20 protein-coding genes are annotated in these 15,056 nt (G+C 50.0%); 12 read left to right on the top strand and 8 right to left on the bottom strand.

What is annotated here, in order from left to right:
* Positions 1-16: 16 nt before the first annotated feature.
* Together KNP62_RS05960 and KNP62_RS05955 are read right to left on the bottom strand one after the other, a co-directional pair.
* Positions 17-1,336, bottom strand: a complete 1,320-nt coding sequence (locus tag KNP62_RS05960; protein ID WP_214784279.1) for a PTS sugar transporter subunit IIC — start codon at positions 1,334-1,336, stop codon at positions 17-19.
* A complete protein-coding gene (locus KNP62_RS05955) occupies positions 1,333-2,652 on the bottom strand; it encodes a 6-phospho-beta-glucosidase (protein ID WP_214784276.1) in 1,320 nt (439 codons plus the stop codon). The genes KNP62_RS05960 and KNP62_RS05955 overlap by 4 nt, the downstream gene beginning before the upstream one ends.
* Positions 2,653-2,826: 174 nt before the next feature.
* Here KNP62_RS05955 and KNP62_RS05950 point away from each other — a divergent pair, with 174 nt between their 5' ends.
* Together KNP62_RS05950 and KNP62_RS05945 are read left to right on the top strand one after the other, a co-directional pair.
* Positions 2,827-3,543 (top strand): GntR family transcriptional regulator, encoded by a 717-nt coding sequence (locus KNP62_RS05950; protein ID WP_214694104.1) that lies wholly within the window; start codon positions 2,827-2,829, stop codon positions 3,541-3,543.
* Positions 3,544-3,873: 330 nt separating this feature from the next.
* Positions 3,874-4,278, top strand: coding sequence for a hypothetical protein (locus KNP62_RS05945; RefSeq protein WP_214784273.1), 405 nt, complete (start codon positions 3,874-3,876; stop codon positions 4,276-4,278).
* Between the two features lie 23 nt (positions 4,279-4,301).
* Here the strand turns inward: KNP62_RS05945 and relB are convergent, their stop codons facing one another.
* On the bottom strand, positions 4,302-4,526 hold the full coding sequence (relB, locus tag KNP62_RS05940; protein ID WP_214784270.1) for a type II toxin-antitoxin system RelB family antitoxin: 225 nt from the start codon (positions 4,524-4,526) through the stop codon (positions 4,302-4,304).
* Between the two features lie 101 nt (positions 4,527-4,627).
* Here relB and KNP62_RS05935 point away from each other — a divergent pair, with 101 nt between their 5' ends.
* The 3 genes from KNP62_RS05935 to KNP62_RS05925 are packed head-to-tail and all read left to right on the top strand — an operon-like array spanning position 4,628 to position 6,462.
* The gene (locus KNP62_RS05935; RefSeq protein WP_214759613.1) at positions 4,628-5,329 is read left to right on the top strand and encodes an ABC transporter ATP-binding protein; all 702 of its coding nucleotides are present in this window, start codon (positions 4,628-4,630) and stop codon (positions 5,327-5,329) included.
* On the top strand, positions 5,329-6,096 hold the full coding sequence (locus KNP62_RS05930; RefSeq protein ID WP_214784267.1) for an ABC transporter permease: 768 nt from the start codon (positions 5,329-5,331) through the stop codon (positions 6,094-6,096). The genes KNP62_RS05935 and KNP62_RS05930 overlap by 1 nt, the downstream gene beginning before the upstream one ends.
* Before the next feature lie 3 nt (positions 6,097-6,099).
* The gene (locus KNP62_RS05925) at positions 6,100-6,462 is read left to right on the top strand and encodes a VOC family protein (RefSeq protein ID WP_214784264.1); all 363 of its coding nucleotides are present in this window, start codon (positions 6,100-6,102) and stop codon (positions 6,460-6,462) included.
* Positions 6,463-6,503: 41 nt separating this feature from the next.
* Here the strand turns inward: KNP62_RS05925 and KNP62_RS05920 are convergent, their stop codons facing one another.
* From KNP62_RS05920 to KNP62_RS05900, 5 genes are all read right to left on the bottom strand, one after another.
* The gene (locus KNP62_RS05920; RefSeq protein WP_214784261.1) at positions 6,504-6,962 is read right to left on the bottom strand and encodes a hypothetical protein; all 459 of its coding nucleotides are present in this window, start codon (positions 6,960-6,962) and stop codon (positions 6,504-6,506) included.
* A gap of 119 nt (positions 6,963-7,081) precedes the next feature.
* Positions 7,082-7,681: a short chain dehydrogenase gene (locus tag KNP62_RS05915; RefSeq protein WP_214784258.1), complete on the bottom strand. Its 600-nt coding sequence runs from the start codon at positions 7,679-7,681 to the stop codon at positions 7,082-7,084.
* A 118-nt stretch (positions 7,682-7,799) separates the two neighbouring features.
* Complete coding sequence (locus KNP62_RS05910) at positions 7,800-8,132, bottom strand: DMT family transporter (RefSeq protein WP_214784255.1); 333 nt, start codon at positions 8,130-8,132, stop codon at positions 7,800-7,802.
* A gap of 11 nt (positions 8,133-8,143) precedes the next feature.
* Complete coding sequence (locus tag KNP62_RS05905) at positions 8,144-8,452, bottom strand: DMT family transporter (RefSeq protein WP_214784252.1); 309 nt, start codon at positions 8,450-8,452, stop codon at positions 8,144-8,146.
* A gap of 1 nt (position 8,453) precedes the next feature.
* Positions 8,454-8,981: a TetR/AcrR family transcriptional regulator gene (locus KNP62_RS05900; RefSeq protein ID WP_214784249.1), complete on the bottom strand. Its 528-nt coding sequence runs from the start codon at positions 8,979-8,981 to the stop codon at positions 8,454-8,456.
* A 116-nt stretch (positions 8,982-9,097) separates the two neighbouring features.
* On the opposite strand from KNP62_RS05900, the gene KNP62_RS05895 reads away from it, so the two are divergent.
* The 7 genes from KNP62_RS05895 to KNP62_RS05865 all read left to right on the top strand — a co-directional run bounded on the left by KNP62_RS05895 (position 9,098) and on the right by KNP62_RS05865 (position 15,053).
* Positions 9,098-9,664: a zinc dependent phospholipase C family protein gene (locus KNP62_RS05895; RefSeq protein WP_214784246.1), complete on the top strand. Its 567-nt coding sequence runs from the start codon at positions 9,098-9,100 to the stop codon at positions 9,662-9,664.
* Entirely contained in the window at positions 9,661-9,948 is a 288-nt protein-coding gene (locus tag KNP62_RS05890) for a hypothetical protein (protein ID WP_214784243.1), read from the top strand. Before KNP62_RS05895 ends, KNP62_RS05890 begins: the two co-directional genes overlap by 4 nt.
* 563 nt (positions 9,949-10,511) lie before the next feature.
* Complete coding sequence (locus KNP62_RS05885) at positions 10,512-11,522, top strand: siderophore ABC transporter substrate-binding protein (RefSeq protein WP_214784240.1); 1,011 nt, start codon at positions 10,512-10,514, stop codon at positions 11,520-11,522.
* 9 nt (positions 11,523-11,531) lie between these two features.
* Entirely contained in the window at positions 11,532-12,536 is a 1,005-nt protein-coding gene (locus KNP62_RS05880; RefSeq protein ID WP_214784237.1) for an ABC transporter permease, read from the top strand.
* On the top strand, positions 12,533-13,591 hold the full coding sequence (locus KNP62_RS05875; RefSeq protein ID WP_214784234.1) for an iron chelate uptake ABC transporter family permease subunit: 1,059 nt from the start codon (positions 12,533-12,535) through the stop codon (positions 13,589-13,591). The genes KNP62_RS05880 and KNP62_RS05875 overlap by 4 nt, the downstream gene beginning before the upstream one ends.
* The gene (locus KNP62_RS05870) at positions 13,588-14,340 is read left to right on the top strand and encodes an iron ABC transporter ATP-binding protein (RefSeq protein ID WP_214744240.1); all 753 of its coding nucleotides are present in this window, start codon (positions 13,588-13,590) and stop codon (positions 14,338-14,340) included. Before KNP62_RS05875 ends, KNP62_RS05870 begins: the two co-directional genes overlap by 4 nt.
* A 17-nt stretch (positions 14,341-14,357) precedes the next feature.
* A complete protein-coding gene (locus tag KNP62_RS05865; RefSeq protein WP_214784231.1) occupies positions 14,358-15,053 on the top strand; it encodes a ferredoxin--NADP reductase in 696 nt (231 codons plus the stop codon).
* Positions 15,054-15,056: the final 3 nt, after the last annotated feature.

Below are 15,056 nucleotides of genomic sequence, written 5' to 3'. Positions count from 1 at the left end.
TGAATCGTTTCGGTTTTCACGAAATCTTTTCTCCTTCCTCAGTGGCAGCTTTGTTTTTGTTGATTTCGGCTGTCATCGCTCTTGCTCCTGCCATGACGAATGGGATATACATCGCAGTCGCAATCGACAAGTTGACGATTTGAAGCAAGACACCACGGACGCTACCGCCAGTGACGAGATATCCACTGATGATTGGTGGCGTCGTCCAAGGAACGATGGCGACCGTCTTCGGAACCATCCCTGTTGAGAGGGCGACGTATGAGATAATCGTGAGCGTGACCGGCACTAAGATGAACGGTACGAGCATAATCGGGTTCAATACGATTGGAAGACCGAAGATGACCGGTTCGTTAATGTTAAAGAGACTGGCTGGTGTTGAGAGTTTTGCCACTTGGTGATATGGGTGATTCCGTTGCTTCCGCACGACGATGAAGATGGCGAGTAAGAGCGCGAATGTCGTACCCGATCCCCCCATGAAGACGAATGCATCCAAGAACGGTTTTGTGACTGTATACGGCACATCAAACGCTGACGTTCCGGCTTGGAATGCCGCCAAGTTCTGTTCGATGAGCGGGAGATAGACCGGCTCGATAACAGAGCCGATGATGTTCGTCCCGTGAAGTCCGAAGAACCAAAGGATGTGGTTCAAGAACGCGATGACAAGGGCAGCAGGGAGTGAATCTCCGAATCCTTGGAGCGGTTGTTGAATCGCCTTGAAGATGACTTCAAACACACTGAGCTCGACGACGAGCGTCATGAAAAGCTGGAATCCTGCGACGACTGTCAAGATGATCATCGATGGGATGAGCGCTTGGAACGAACGTGTGACCCCACCTGGTACACCTTCTGGCATCTTGATTGTCAGTTTCGTATTGATGAGATAGCGGAACATTTCCGTGACGGCAATCGACACGATGATGGCGACGAAGAGCCCTTGGGCACCGAGCCATGCGAAGTTGAGACCCCAGTCAGCAGTGACCGGTACGAGCATGATGTATGAGGCGAGCGACAAGATCCCTGCCGCAAGTCCGTCAATCCCGTATGAGCGGGCCAAGTTATACCCGATGGAGAAAGCAATCAGCAGTCCGAGTATGGCGAAAGACGCGTTCCAAATACTTCCGCCGAGTCCTTGCCAATTTCCTTCGCCGAACATGTTGTTCATCGCGCCGACGAAGTCGAGCGAGAGACTGCCGATGTTGACAGCCGGGAAGTTGTTGATGAGGACGGCAAGCGACCCGACGATGATGAGCGGCATGACGGAGACGAACCCGTCACGGATGGCGACTAAGTGCCTTTGGGACCCGATACGTCCCGCGATTTCAATAAACTTGTTCATGAATAGACCTCCTTCTGAAATTGGGGTAGGTATGCCTCGTGCGCTGTGAACAGCTCCTTGAGAAGCGGATCGATTCGTTTCTCGTCTTGGATGAGCGGGTTCATGAGGCAGGCAAGGTAGGCGTCCTCGTAAGAACCGGATACAGCCGCCTGAATGGCGAGCTGTTCAAACGTTTTTAAGTTCGTGATGAGTCCACGAATCGGGAGCGGTAACGCCCCGATTGAGATTGGACGAGGACCAGACTTCGTGATGACGGCGTTCACTTCGATGACCGCGTCGTCTGGTAAATCCCGAATCGTGCCGTTGTTGAGCGTGTTGACCGTTTGGATGTCGCCACGGTCATTGTGAATCGAGTCCATCAAATTGCAGGCGGCGTCTGAATAGTAGGCACCTCCACGTTTTTCAAGCTCTTCCGGTTTGACGGCGAGATCGACGTCTTTATATTTCTCGAACAACTGCGCCTCGACTTGTTGAACGACTTCGGCACGTGTGCCATTTTGTTCGTACGCCTCGAGGTCTTTTTTCAACACGTCTTTCGTCTGGAAGTAGTACTGGTGATACGGGTTCGGTAACATACTGAGTGACGACAGGAACGATTCGCTCCATCCGAGACCGACGATGTTCGCTGGCGAGTAGTCGTTGCCTGCGTTGAGCGAAGCAAGGACGTCATTCGTCCGATCCACGCCGTCGACCCAGACGTGACGACCGAAGACGAAATGGTTCAATCCGATAAATTCAATCGCGACTCGTTCGACCGGCGTCTCGAGAATCTCTGCGACCGAGTTTCGCATGTTGAACGGGATGTTGCAGACACCGATGACCTTCTTATGAGATGAGTGCTTGAGTACGGCCTCGGTGACGATACCCGCCGGATTGGTGAAGTTGACGAGCCAGGCGTCCGGACAAATCTCGGCGACTTCATTGGCCAAGTCGATCAAGACGGGAATCGTGCGGAACGCTTTAAATAATCCACCTGCGCCGTTCGTCTCTTGTCCGATGAAGCCGTGTTTGAGCGGGATGCGTTCATCGAGCGCACGTGCCTTCAGTCCACCGACACGAATCTGTGTCGACACAAAATCTGCGCCGACGAGTGCGGCTCTTCGGTCGAGCGTCCAACTGAGTGTGATCTCGGCGTTGGCCTTCTCAATCATCCGCTGAGCGAGACGACCGACAATCTCTAGTTTCTCCCTCCCTTCTTCGATATCGACGAGCACGATTTCCCGAACGGGGAACGAGGCTTGCCGATCAATCAATCCTTCGATGATTTCCGGGGTGTAACTAGACCCACCGCCGATGATGACGACCTTGACTGCCATGGTGTCAACTCCTCCTTTTGAAAGCGATTTCTTTTTGTCGTAACAAATATAACAAATAGTACAACTATCGGCAATATAAAAAATACAAATAATACAATTAGTTTTTTGTATTTGCAATTGTATGCTTGCTGTATCACAATAAAGGAACCAACCTAACGTAAAGGAGATGGAGGTATGTCGCAATCGACGCTCCAAACCGCAATCAAGGATGAATTGTTGTCCCGCATCAAAAGTGGGCATTATAAAGAAGGGGAGAAATTTCCGACCGAGTACGCGCTTTGCGAGGAGTTTGATGTGAGCCGAACAACGGTGCGTGGCGCCCTCAACCAATTGACGACGGAAGGGTATTTGGTCCGTCAACAAGGTCGCGGCACGTTCGTCGCCGGAAAGAAAGTCCAGCAGACGCTATCGTATACACCGAACAACTATGCGGCCCAGCTCGCCGTTCAAGGGAAGCGTGGTCAAGTCGCGTTGATCGACATCTCTGTCATCTCAGCGTCCGGTCAAATCGCTTCGGTGTTTGAAGCAGAGGACAATGCGCCGATTCAAAAAATTGAGCGGATTCGTCATGCGGACGGGGAACCGACCCAGTATGAGGTCTCATTCATCCCGTGGAAGATTGCACCGGGGATCACGAAAGAACAGGCAGAGCATTCGCTCTTCCGAACACTCGCTGAAGTCCATGATGTCCATGTCGCGAAGACGACGGAGGCATTGGAGATTGCCCTTGCCGACGAGAAAGTGAGTACGCTCCTCAACTGTCCACTCGGGTCACCATGTTTTCATATCGAGACGGTGACAGAAGATGAGTCAGGACGAGCGATCGAATATTCACGCTCGTACTTCCGTGGGGACAAGACGAGCTTCGTCATCGAACGGAATTATAACTAACAAAAGCGCTCGACCGTTTCGTATAGAAACGGTCGGGCGCTTTTTGGTTTAACCTGTAACAAAAAGAATCATGGTCATTTTGGTCTGAGATGATTATGTTTATCGATAAAATAAGTACGAATCTGAATCTAAAACACTATACGAACAAGGGATTTCAAGATGTCACTCGAATGTTGTAACAGATGACATGATTCGAAAGGTGACATAATATGACCGTAACTACATTTGTTGGCGTTCTAATTTTTGGTCTCTTGCTCTTAGGGTTGGGAATTCGTTCAAAAGATTGAAGAGAATAAATTCAAGTAATGGATGGCGAGTGGAGGAAGCTGGATGAATGAATGGGAAAAATGGATTCCGTTAGAGTCTATTCCAGCACGTCTGTATAAAGAGTCATTAATTGATGATGGTGATTCTTTGCGAATTATCTTAAGTGATGAAACAGAGGGGCAGAAATATTCATTCCTGTTTGATTGTCTTGTACTTTCTTATCGAAACTCGGATGAAGGCTCACGAATCAGAATGTTAGAGCATTTAGATAAACATTATGCACATCTTGAGTACGGGAACTGGACGTTATTCAAAGTAAAAAATTCTAGTTATCTGGAATGGTTTGCCCAAGAGTCATTTGAACGATATGAGGGCATGGGTGAAGTGGAGCAATATGTTTTTCTGACATCAAATGATGTGATTGAAGTGCTATCGGTTGATCCTCCAACTATAACAAAGATGGTCTAACGTAGATGTTATTTGCAAAACATTTATTCCTCGTCCAATTCTTTCATCATCTCTTCGAATGAGATTGCTTTCGATGCCTTTTGATGATGATACATCGTTTCGTGATATCGATTTAGGTCTCTTTCGTTTTGAATATGTTCAATCATCACATCGCGAATGAAGGTAGACAGGTGCAGCTGTTTCGCTTCTACATATTCCTTGATGAATCTCACATCTTCTTCATTGAGATGGATATTTATCGTCTCCATCACAGACACCCCCTTAATCTGATTATAACCGATTACAAACTGCATTCTTGACCACCTCATCCTTTCTTTTTTGTACACTAGAATCAGGAGGCGAGAGAAGCATGTCAATCATTGAATTCAAAGATGTGAGTCATCAAGACATCCTGCACCATGTGTCCGGGACGTTTCGGGAAGGACGGATCACGACGTTCGTCGGACCGAGCGGCGCCGGCAAGACGACGTGTCTGAAGCATATCAACGGATTGCTGTCACCAGACACGGGCACGATTTTATTTAAAGGGGAAGACATCGCGGAGATGGACATCCTCGAGCTACGAAAGAAAATCGGGATGGCGTTCCAAAGTGCGCCGATGATTCAAGGGTCGGTGTACGACAACTTAAATCTCCCAAAAGCCATCTTCGATGAGACACTCGACCGCGACCGGGCTGCCGAGTTGCTTCATCGCGTCGATTTGAGTGAGGCGCTCCTCGACCAACCCGTCAAATCATTGTCGGGCGGGGAAAGAAGTCGGGTCGCCATCGCACGGACACTCGTCAATAAACCCGACGTACTCTTGCTCGATGAAATCACGGCGAGCCTTGATTATCGGACAGTGAAAGAAATCGAGCGACTCATCCGGAAACTGCAACAATCGTATGGCGTGACCGTCATCTGGATCACCCATGACTTAGACCAGGCGCGACGGGTGAGTGACGACATGTGGTTCTTGAAAGACGGGGAACTGCTTGCGTATGGGGACGCATCGTTCATCGATGAATCGGACGATCCTGTCATCCAACAATTCGTCAGGGGGGAAGATTGATGTCATACATTGAACTCGCAACGGCGCTCATATTCGTCGTCATCCCGCTCGCCTTGACGTTCGTCCTACGACTTGGGCTCGAGCGAGATATTATCATCGCGACCGTCCGTTCCATCATTCAACTATTGATCATCGGCTATATCTTGACGTTCGTCTTTGAGAGCGACAGTCCAATCTTCATGCTGTTGATGATCTTACTCATGATTGTCGCGGCGACACAGAACATCCGACGGAAAGGGGACGGGATTCCAGGCATCATGTGGATCATCGTCTTGACGCTCGTGACGATCGAAACGCTGACGATGGGACTCATGCTCGGGCTCGGCATCATCCCGTTTGAACCGGAAAAGGTCATTCCCATCAGCGGGATGGTCATCGGGAACAGCATGGTGTTGTCGCTCCTCTTCCTGAATAAGTTCAAAGACGAGGTCGAACGGAGTGACGATGTCATCGAACTCATCCTCTCACTCGGAGGGACACCGAAAGTGGCCATCGACCGTAGCTTGAAGAACGCGATTCGTACGAGCATGATCCCGACCGTCGAAGCGCAAAAGACGATGGGGCTCGTCCAGCTACCGGGAATGATGAGTGGTCTCATCATCGGTGGGGCTGATCCGATGGAAGCGGTGCTGTACCAACTCTTGATTCTGTTCTTGATTTTGACGACCGCCTCCATCTCGGCGACACTCGTCGGTTACTTGGCGTATCCGCGTCTGTTTAACGAGAAGATGCAGTATATCGGATTGACCTATCGGAAGGGGAAATGAAGCATGATCACAGGGATTCATCATGTACAGCTCACGATTCCAACTGGAGCGGAACGAGAAGCGAAGGCGTTCTACTGCGACTTTCTCGGTCTACATGAAATCGAGAAGCCGGACTCACTGAAAAGGCGCGGCGGATTTTGGCTTCAAGTCGGTGATCGTTCCGTTCATGTCGGTACTGAGGACGGCGTCGAACGACAGAAGAGCAAAGCGCACATCGCGTATGCTGTGACGGATTTAGGTCATTGGAAGGCAGCCCTCACAGAAAACGAGATTGTATACTCCGAAGGCATCCCAATCCCAGGATTCGATCGATTCGAGTTCCGGGATCCGTTCGGCAATCGGGTCGAAATGATTCAAGCACTTTGACGAAAGGGAGCATCCATCGCGGATGCTCCCTTTGTCGTTCTTCAAGAAATACAGAATAGCTGCGTCAATTGTCTCCATTGGGCTGGATAGGCGTTACTTCCGCTATGTTCATGAATAAGTTTACCGTTAGCGTATACGCTGAGGTTCCATTGTGTACCATCTACAGTGATGACGCCTTCGGGTTCTTCGAAAACGATTGGCCAGCGATGTGTTCCGAGTGATTCAAACTTCATACGAATTTGTTCTGCTTCTTCGCCTTCGAATTCCTCAGATATCGAAAGGGCGGATTGATCGACGTGACGAAGGACGGTACCATTTTCAAAAAAGGTCAGTGTACTCACATCAAACACACCAAAGCCACCGACACGAAAAACGGCCTCAATGGACGATTGTTCCGGACGCTTCAATCGACCGGTGAAGCGAAGTAGTTGACTTGGGAACGGGTGGCGGACGAATGGTGGAGGAATGTCAAAAAGATCGCGCAGTGTTTTGTGATTCATGAACATTCAACCTTTCTCGCATATAAGTTGTCCTGAGTATAGCGGAGTTCATATGAATGAGCAGGTAAAATAACGTTCAAGGTACGAAAAAAAGCACCTCTCAACGAGATGCTTTGCTGTTAATACACTTCGTACGTTTGTCCCGTCTGCGCGCCTTCGACGCTCTTCACATAGGCGAGGGCGACCCGTTCACCCGGCACCGCCGCGTAACCACGGAAATAAGGACCATACGCATCGAGCGCTTCGACGAGAACGTTCGGGCTAACGTTGTTGATGCGAATGCCCCGTGGCATCTCAATCGCCGCACCGGTGACAAATCCTTTGATGGCACCGTTCGCGAGTGCAGCCGATGCGCCTTCTTTGATGGGATCATCCATCAAGATCCCGCTCGTCAGTGTGAAACTGCCGCCATCGTTCACATAATCAAGTCCGAGAAGGACGAGGTTGACCTGCCCTTTAATTTTGCTGTCCATACTCTTCTGATTGTCTGCCGGCGTCATCTCGGAAAGTGGACCGAAATGTGTGCTGCCCGCCGTACTGATGACCGCATCGACGCGACCGACTGTCTCGTACATCTGACGGATGCTGTCTTCAGAAGTGAGGTCGACTTGCACGTCCGCTCCGTTACGTCCAGCTCGGATGATTGTATGTGTTTTCTCCAATTCGTTTGCGACGGCCTGACCGACCGTTCCGCTTGCCCCTACGAGTAAAATATTCATGTGAAAATTGCCCCTTTCGTCACGCCTAGATTCCTTTTCAGAGTAGCGGAAGGTGAGGACGTTCGGCAATCAAGTTGCTTCTAGTGAGCAACTGCTTCTCAAGTACAACGAAGATGGTTCAAGCTGCGGCCTTCTGCCCTCGTTGATTCATCACGATGACCCCAAGGACAATCAATAACAAACCAATCCCGTTCAATGCGGAGAGGACTTCTCCATATACGAACACGCCGATTAGACCCGTCGCCACCGTACCAAGTCCGGCCCAGATGCTATAGGCGATACTGAGCGGGATTGTCTTCAAGACGATGCCCATGAGGGTGAATGAGGCGGCGAAACTAACCAAGAGAATGACACTCGGCACAAAGTTCGTGAATCCGTCCGATAGCTTTAACATCGATGTCCCGAGTACCTCGAATGCGATGGAAAAGAACAGTAAAAAATAAGCTTTCATCTTCATTCGCCTCACAATTTCATAAAGACGAGCCCGATGATCACGAGCGCAATTCCGGTCACTTTTTGACGACTCACTTGTTCGTGGAAGACGACAAAGCCGATCACAGCCGTGAGCGCCGTCCCGACACCGCTCCAAAACGCATAGGCGAAGCTGAGCGGGATGGTGAAGAGCGCCAGTGATAACAAATAAAACGCCGTCCCGTAGCCGATGGCAACCCCGAGAATCGGAAGTCGATTCGTCGAGGTGGCGTTCACTTTCAACATGCTCGATCCGAATAGTTCAGAAACGATGGCCCCAATCAAATAGATGAATCCCATGTCAGCCACCTCCTTCAAGTAACTCGTCACACGCCTCTCGGATGAGTGTCGCCGCACGATCTTTGAACGATTCGCTATATCCATACAAAACAGCGAACCAAAAACCGTCACAGAGGAGACGGAGTTTTAAAATCGCATCTTGGTCGGGACCGTCGGCTGCGAACCGTTCGTTCCAACCGGTCGAGACGTTGCTCCAAATCGACTCGCTCGCCGCATCTTCTTGTGAGGAGATGAAGACGGCGATGAGATCTGTGTCTCCATGGTCGACATCATCCAATGTAGCGAGGGCATAAGCACGAGTGAATGGATACGGACCATCCGACAAATGGTCGGTGATTCGTGTTTCGAACGTCTCGATAGCCATCTCGTTCATCTGACGCAATAAGTTGGCCTTGCTATCAAAATGATAAAGGACACCTGCTTTCGTGATTCCTGCTTTCGTCGCCAATCGTTCGAGTGACAATTGACTGATGCCGTCCTCTCGAATCATCTGGGCGGCCGTCTGCAACAACAATTGTTTTTTACTCATCGATTCACACCCCACTTTTACTTTACTGACCGTTTAGTAAAGTAATCCTACCAAATAATGATTCAGGTTGTCTAGCGAAATGGCTGATGGAATAATGTGGGAAAGGGGGTGTAGGTATGGGCTCACATTTGATGCATCTCGTTATCGCGAACGAGATGATAAGAGAGTTACCAGAACTCGATGAAGTTGCATTCACACTCGGGAGTCTTGCGCCGGACGCGACGACCGAAAAAGGAGATTCGCATTACTATGCGGGGAGACACGACGATTTATCACGTCGTCTCGATTTCGAACAGTACTGGTGTGATAGCAAGGGAGAGGACAGCTCGTTTCGACTCGGTTACTATGCACATCTCGTCGCAGATGAGATTTGGCTACAAGGGTTTTACAAGAGTTGGTTGAAAGAAATCATTATCCAAAATCCAGAGAAACAGGCTGCCTACTATGCAGATTTTGATGCCTATAACGCCCGCCTGTCCAGACGACTAGGGGCGTTCAATTTTGAACGATTGAAAGGGAATCCGGCTTTCGATGAATTGATTGAAAAAATCGAGCGAGACACGGCGATGACAGAGGAGGGGACATACACAATGTTCTTGCCGCATCAGTTCGATGGTTATGTCGATACGTGTGTCCGTCGCTGCCTGGAGATGATCAAACGGAAGCGGGCGATGCTCGTATGAACAAGCGATACGCACCACTCTACGCCACGCTCGGTCTCTTCCTATTGACGGTGATTATCTTCTTCACTTTGAATGGCCGAGTGTTCCCGAACCTCGAGTTGATGATGGTCATTTGGGTATATCTCGCGATTGACATCGCCTTGTTCGCCACGTTGATTTGGGGACTGTTTACGAAGGATCGAATCATAAAAATTTACACGCTTCTTGCGACAATCGGATTGATGATCCCATTGTCGATTTGGATTTTCTTGTTGCTGTTGGCGAACGGGATTTCGGAGGCATGAGTCAGATGGACGAACCGAAGAACATTCCGTTTCTAATGCGCCGTGTGCCGTTTTTCATTTTAGCAGCCCTCGTGGCCCCGGTAGCGCTCGTCCTTCTAGTCATATATTGGCGAGATTTGGATGATGATTTACGATTTGGACATCTCATTTTTTCGGTCATCTTATCCTTATTTTTCGTGGTGGACCTTTTACCGAGAGGGATGACACAAACCGTATTATTGGCGTTCACAATCACATGTGTATGGTTCATCACTTATATTGTGTTTCGAGGTAAAAAGAGGGCACGGCACAATAATGATTGAACTCTAAACTAAATCGCATGAACTCAACCAAGAAAGTGGACCTCCACTTTCTTTTTTGTGCGTGCGTCTATAGAAAGAAAAATTTTCCTATCCGAATCTTGTCAAATTGGCATTGCGCATCCACATTTTGTTTGCTATGCTACTTGATGAAAACGACAATGATAATCATTATCAATGAAAATGAGTGCGTGAGAATAGACATATATAACCAGCGCGACTCGTTCCAGATATGAGAATCATTGAACTTTACATACAGAGGAGATGGATGAAGTGGGGAAATTTAAACTTTCACTCATGTTGACGTTACTCGTCTTCGTACTCGCCGCATGTGGCGGAACGAGTGAGACGAAGCAAGAAGAGAACGTCGACGGTGCAACAAAAACAGAGACAGTCGAGATTACGGATGCACATGGCACAATCGAGGTACCGGTCAATCCGGAGAAAGTCGTCGCCCTTGACAACCGTACGTTCGAAACATTGGCAGCGTGGGATATTGACTTGGTGGCGGCACCAATCGGACTCCTTCCAGCGGAGTCACCATACGCCTCAGACAAAGACATCGCAGACGTCGGTATGCACTTTGAACCGAACTTAGAGGCGATTGCGGGAGTGGACCCGGACGTCGTCATCGTCGGTCAACGTTTCGCGGATTACTATGAAGATATCAAAAAGTTGGTACCAGAAGCAGCGGTCATCGACTTGAACATTGAAATCCCAGAAGATGCAGGGACACCGGGTGAGATCTTGGTTAAAGGATTGAAAGATACGACACTCACGCTCGGTCAAATCTTTGACAAGAACGAAGATGCAGCACAAATTGTCGCTGACCTCGACAAGTCAATCGAAGGTGCAAAAGCAGCATATAACGGAGAAGACACAATCATGTCCGTCATCGTGTCGGGCGGCGACATTGGATTCTCAGCACCGGTGACGGGACGCGTGTTCGGACCGATGTACGATATCTTTGGTTGGGTACCGGCACTTGAAGTCGAGAAGACAACGGGTGACCATGAAGGCGATGAAGTATCTGTTGAAGCCATCGCAGAAAGCAACCCGGACTGGTTGTTCGTCTTAGACCGTGACGCGCCACTCGGTGACGCAGAAGGAGCAGTACCGGCAGAAGATGTCATCGACAACGCACCTGCCCTTCAAAAGACGACGGCTGTGACAGAAGACCAAATCGTTTACGCGCCGAAAGATACGTACTTGAACGAATCGATTCAAACGTATTCGGAATTCTTCAACAGTGTCGCGGAAGCACTCAAGAAGTAAGGGTTCGTTATGCAAAAACCGTTGACAGCCAGGGTTGAGACGATGTCTCAGCCCTCCTTTTCTAAATTGTGGACGAAGTCGTTCGTTGTCACCGTCATCATCGTCCTCGGTTTGGCGGTGCTGTCGCTCTTTACAGGTGTATATGACTTATCACGGACAGACGGCTTCGATATGTTTTGGATCACCCGCGTTCCTCGTACGGTCGCGCTCATGCTGACGGGAGCGGCGATGGCGATGGCGGGACTCGTCATGCAGCTCATCACCCAAAACCGACTCGTCGAACCGACGACGACGGGGACGCTCGAATGGGCAGGACTAGGCTTACTTACCGTGTACTTGCTCGTTCCGGCACCGAGCCTCATGATGCGCATGACCGGGGCCATCGTCTTTTCCTTCATCGGAACGATGGTGTTCTTCTGGTTCTTACGTTCGGTCAAACTCCGCTCGTCGCTCATCGTCCCGATTATCGGGCTCATGCTAGGGGCGGTTATCTCAGCCATCTCGACGTTCCTTGGCTTGTTCTTCCGCGCAAGTCAGGCGATCGAAGGCTGGTTCGTCGGCTCATTCGCTTCGGTACAAATCGGACGTTACGAATATTTATGGGTCATCATCATCGTGACGGTGCTTATCTTTCTACTGGCGAACCGTTTGACGCTAGCTGGGCTCGGGGAAGACATCGCGACGAGTCTCGGCGTGAACTATAACCAATTGATGATGATTGCGACCGGGCTCATCGCCTTGTCGGTCGGGGTCGTGGCGACGGTCATCGGGAATTTACCGTTCCTTGGTCTCATCGTACCGAACCTCGTTTCGATGTTTCGCGGGGATGATTTACGCAGCAATCTGCCGTGGGTCTGTCTTGTCGGAATGGGCGCGATTCTCGTGAGTGACTTGATCTCGCGGACAATCATCATGCCGTTCGAACTCCCGGTCTCGCTTATTCTTGGAACGGTTGGTGCGTTCGTCTTCATCATGATTTTATTGCGGCAACGTAAAAAGGGAGGGGTTCGATGAGTACGGTCATTGAACGAGATGGCGTTGAAATGAAAGTCGGCGCATTGACAGAAGAACGTCATGCTTCGGCGTTTCAATCAAAACGAGCGGCGCGGCGCTACTGGCTCTTTTTAAGTACGTTTATTCTCGGGGGACTCTTGTGCGCGCTCGGTCTTCTCCTTTACAACAATCCGGTCTCCATCGACTCGCCGTCATTCGTGCCGGTCGTCGAACGTCGAATCGTCGCCATTGTGACGATGTTGATCGCGGCACTGTGCCAAAGCCTTGCGACGGTCGCGTTTCATTCCGTGACGAACAATCGGATCATCACACCGTCGCTTCTCGGATTCGATGCACTTTACTCGACGATCCAGACGAGCATGGTGTTCTTCTTCGGGGCAGGGGCCCTTATTGGATTTTCGGGAACAGGCGCCTTCTTGACACAAGTAGGGCTCATGGTGACGATGAGTCTTCTCTTATACGGATGGCTCTTATCGGGGAAATATGCCAATCTTCAGCTCATGTTGCTCATTGGGATTATCATCGGGACGGGACTGAACTCGGTATCGTCTTTCATGCGCCGCATGCTCGCACCGTCCGAGTTCGATATCTTGCAGGCACGACTGTTCGGTTCGGTGACGAATGCTGACGTGGCCTACTTTCCAATCGTCATTCCGATTGTTGTCATCGCTGGGACATTGTTGTTCTTGTTTTCTAACCGACTCAATATCGTGGCACTCGGTAAGGACGTTGCGACGACGTTCGGCGTGAATCATCGGAGAAGCGTCATCTATACGCTCGTCCTGATTTCACTCCTCATGTCGGTGTCGACGGCACTTATCGGTCCGCTCACGTTCTTCGGATTTTTAGTCGCAACGCTCAGCTATCAGGTCGCCTCGACGTATGACCATAAATACGTCTTCCCGATGGCGTTCGCCTTAGGGTTCTTCGTCCTGACGAGCGCGTATTTCTTCATGTATCACATATTCCAGACGCCAAGTGTCGTCTCCGTCATCATCGAGTTGTTCGGCGGACTCATCTTCTTGGCCGTCATTCTAAGGAAGAGGTCACTATGATTCAAATCGAACAAGTCAAAAAATCGTATACAGATGACGTCCACATCGGACCGCTCACGCTCGACATCCCAAAAGCCGGGTTCACTTCACTCATTGGACCGAACGGGGCAGGGAAATCGACGACGCTCATGATGATTGGACGGTTGCTCAACTTAGATGAGGGACAGATTCAAGTCGCTGGGATGGACGTGTCGAGCACGAAGTCTAAAGATTTGGCGAAAATCATCACGATTCTTCGTCAAGAGAACCATTTCGTGACGCGGCTCACGGTCCGGCAACTCGCCGGATTCGGTCGCTTCCCGTACTCAAAAGGAAGATTGACGAAAGAGGACGAGGCCATCATCTCGAAATATATCGACTTCCTCGACTTAACCGCTCTCGAGAATCGCTATCTCGACGAACTGTCAGGTGGGCAGCGTCAGCGTGCGTATGTGGCGATGGTGCTCTGTCAGGAGACGGAATACGTCCTCCTCGATGAGCCGCTTAATAACTTGGATATCGCTCGTTCGGTTCAGATGATGGAATATTTGCGCCACGTCGCGGACGAATTTGGTCGGACGATCGTCACGGTACTTCACGACATCAACTTCGCGGCGAAATACTCGGACCGGATCTGTGCGATGAAAGATGGACAGATTGCCGCATTCGGGAAGGTCGAAGAAATCATGGACGCCAAGATTTTATCGGATATTTTTGAGACGAAACTCGAAATCATCGAAGGGCCGTATGGGCCGATTGCGGTGTATTAACGAAAGGGAGAATTCATATGAAAATTGATTGGACACCCATCACAAAAGTCGTAAACGAAGCACCCGATACATACACGTTCCATCTCGCGTTACCTCCTGAGTTCACGTGGCAAGAAGGGGCGCATACACATCTCGCGCTCGAAGGATTTAACGCCGGGGACAAGCCGAACCGAAGCCTCGTCCGCCATATGTCGATTTCGACGTTGCCGCACGAAGGGGCAATCGGAATCACGACCCGCATCAAGTCCGAATGTTCGACGTTCAAATCCATCCTTCGCGACATGGTGCCGGGGGACAAGGTCGCCTTGTTCAAGACACATTCGAACGTTCCGCTTGAACGGAGCGGAAAGAACGTCTACTTGTTATCGGCGGGTGTCGGTCTCGCGACATTCCGTCCAATCGTCCTCGACTATTTGGCGAACGGGGAAGGCGTCCCGCATCTCCATTCATTGAACGTCGATTCGTCGAAGGCGTATTTGTTCAGTGACGTCTTCGAATCAAACGAACACTTCACGTCCGAGTTCGTACCGAGTCGGAAAGACTATTATGAACGAGTTGAAGCGTTGGCAGCCGATCAAGATGCTTTGTTCTATGTCGTTGGCAGTGACGAGTTGTTGCGTGAAACGATTCAGGTGCTCCGAACAAACGGAGTAGCCTGTGACAACATCAAGATTGACAAACATGATTTTCAACGAGAAGACTTTTTAAGCTGATAC

The sequence above is a fragment of the Exiguobacterium sp. s183 genome, from assembly GCF_018617655.1.
Taxonomy (GTDB): Bacteria; Bacillota; Bacilli; order Exiguobacteriales; family Exiguobacteriaceae; genus Exiguobacterium; species Exiguobacterium aestuarii_A.
Note: the sequence above shows the minus strand (reverse complement) of the source record. Positions and strands in the feature narration are given on the sequence as shown.

What these genes read in the sequence shown, in the direction of transcription:
- KNP62_RS05960 (WP_214784279.1), bottom strand. Translation starts at nt 1,336, where the DNA reads ATGAACAAGTTTATTGAAATCGCGGGACGTATCGGGTCCCAAAGGCAC.
- KNP62_RS05955 (WP_214784276.1), bottom strand. Translation starts at nt 2,652, where the DNA reads ATGGCAGTCAAGGTCGTCATCATCGGCGGTGGGTCTAGTTACACCCCG.
- KNP62_RS05950 (WP_214694104.1), top strand. Translation starts at nt 2,827, where the DNA reads ATGTCGCAATCGACGCTCCAAACCGCAATCAAGGATGAATTGTTGTCC.
- KNP62_RS05945 (WP_214784273.1), top strand. Translation starts at nt 3,874, where the DNA reads ATGAATGAATGGGAAAAATGGATTCCGTTAGAGTCTATTCCAGCACGT.
- relB (WP_214784270.1), bottom strand. Translation starts at nt 4,526, where the DNA reads ATGGAGACGATAAATATCCATCTCAATGAAGAAGATGTGAGATTCATC.
- KNP62_RS05935 (WP_214759613.1), top strand. Translation starts at nt 4,628, where the DNA reads ATGTCAATCATTGAATTCAAAGATGTGAGTCATCAAGACATCCTGCAC.
- KNP62_RS05930 (WP_214784267.1), top strand. Translation starts at nt 5,329, where the DNA reads ATGTCATACATTGAACTCGCAACGGCGCTCATATTCGTCGTCATCCCG.
- KNP62_RS05925 (WP_214784264.1), top strand. Translation starts at nt 6,100, where the DNA reads ATGATCACAGGGATTCATCATGTACAGCTCACGATTCCAACTGGAGCG.
- KNP62_RS05920 (WP_214784261.1), bottom strand. Translation starts at nt 6,962, where the DNA reads ATGAATCACAAAACACTGCGCGATCTTTTTGACATTCCTCCACCATTC.
- KNP62_RS05915 (WP_214784258.1), bottom strand. Translation starts at nt 7,681, where the DNA reads ATGAATATTTTACTCGTAGGGGCAAGCGGAACGGTCGGTCAGGCCGTC.
- KNP62_RS05910 (WP_214784255.1), bottom strand. Translation starts at nt 8,132, where the DNA reads ATGAAAGCTTATTTTTTACTGTTCTTTTCCATCGCATTCGAGGTACTC.
- KNP62_RS05905 (WP_214784252.1), bottom strand. Translation starts at nt 8,452, where the DNA reads ATGGGATTCATCTATTTGATTGGGGCCATCGTTTCTGAACTATTCGGA.
- KNP62_RS05900 (WP_214784249.1), bottom strand. Translation starts at nt 8,981, where the DNA reads ATGAGTAAAAAACAATTGTTGTTGCAGACGGCCGCCCAGATGATTCGA.
- KNP62_RS05895 (WP_214784246.1), top strand. Translation starts at nt 9,098, where the DNA reads ATGGGCTCACATTTGATGCATCTCGTTATCGCGAACGAGATGATAAGA.
- KNP62_RS05890 (WP_214784243.1), top strand. Translation starts at nt 9,661, where the DNA reads ATGAACAAGCGATACGCACCACTCTACGCCACGCTCGGTCTCTTCCTA.
- KNP62_RS05885 (WP_214784240.1), top strand. Translation starts at nt 10,512, where the DNA reads ATGGATGAAGTGGGGAAATTTAAACTTTCACTCATGTTGACGTTACTC.
- KNP62_RS05880 (WP_214784237.1), top strand. Translation starts at nt 11,532, where the DNA reads ATGCAAAAACCGTTGACAGCCAGGGTTGAGACGATGTCTCAGCCCTCC.
- KNP62_RS05875 (WP_214784234.1), top strand. Translation starts at nt 12,533, where the DNA reads ATGAGTACGGTCATTGAACGAGATGGCGTTGAAATGAAAGTCGGCGCA.
- KNP62_RS05870 (WP_214744240.1), top strand. Translation starts at nt 13,588, where the DNA reads ATGATTCAAATCGAACAAGTCAAAAAATCGTATACAGATGACGTCCAC.
- KNP62_RS05865 (WP_214784231.1), top strand. Translation starts at nt 14,358, where the DNA reads ATGAAAATTGATTGGACACCCATCACAAAAGTCGTAAACGAAGCACCC.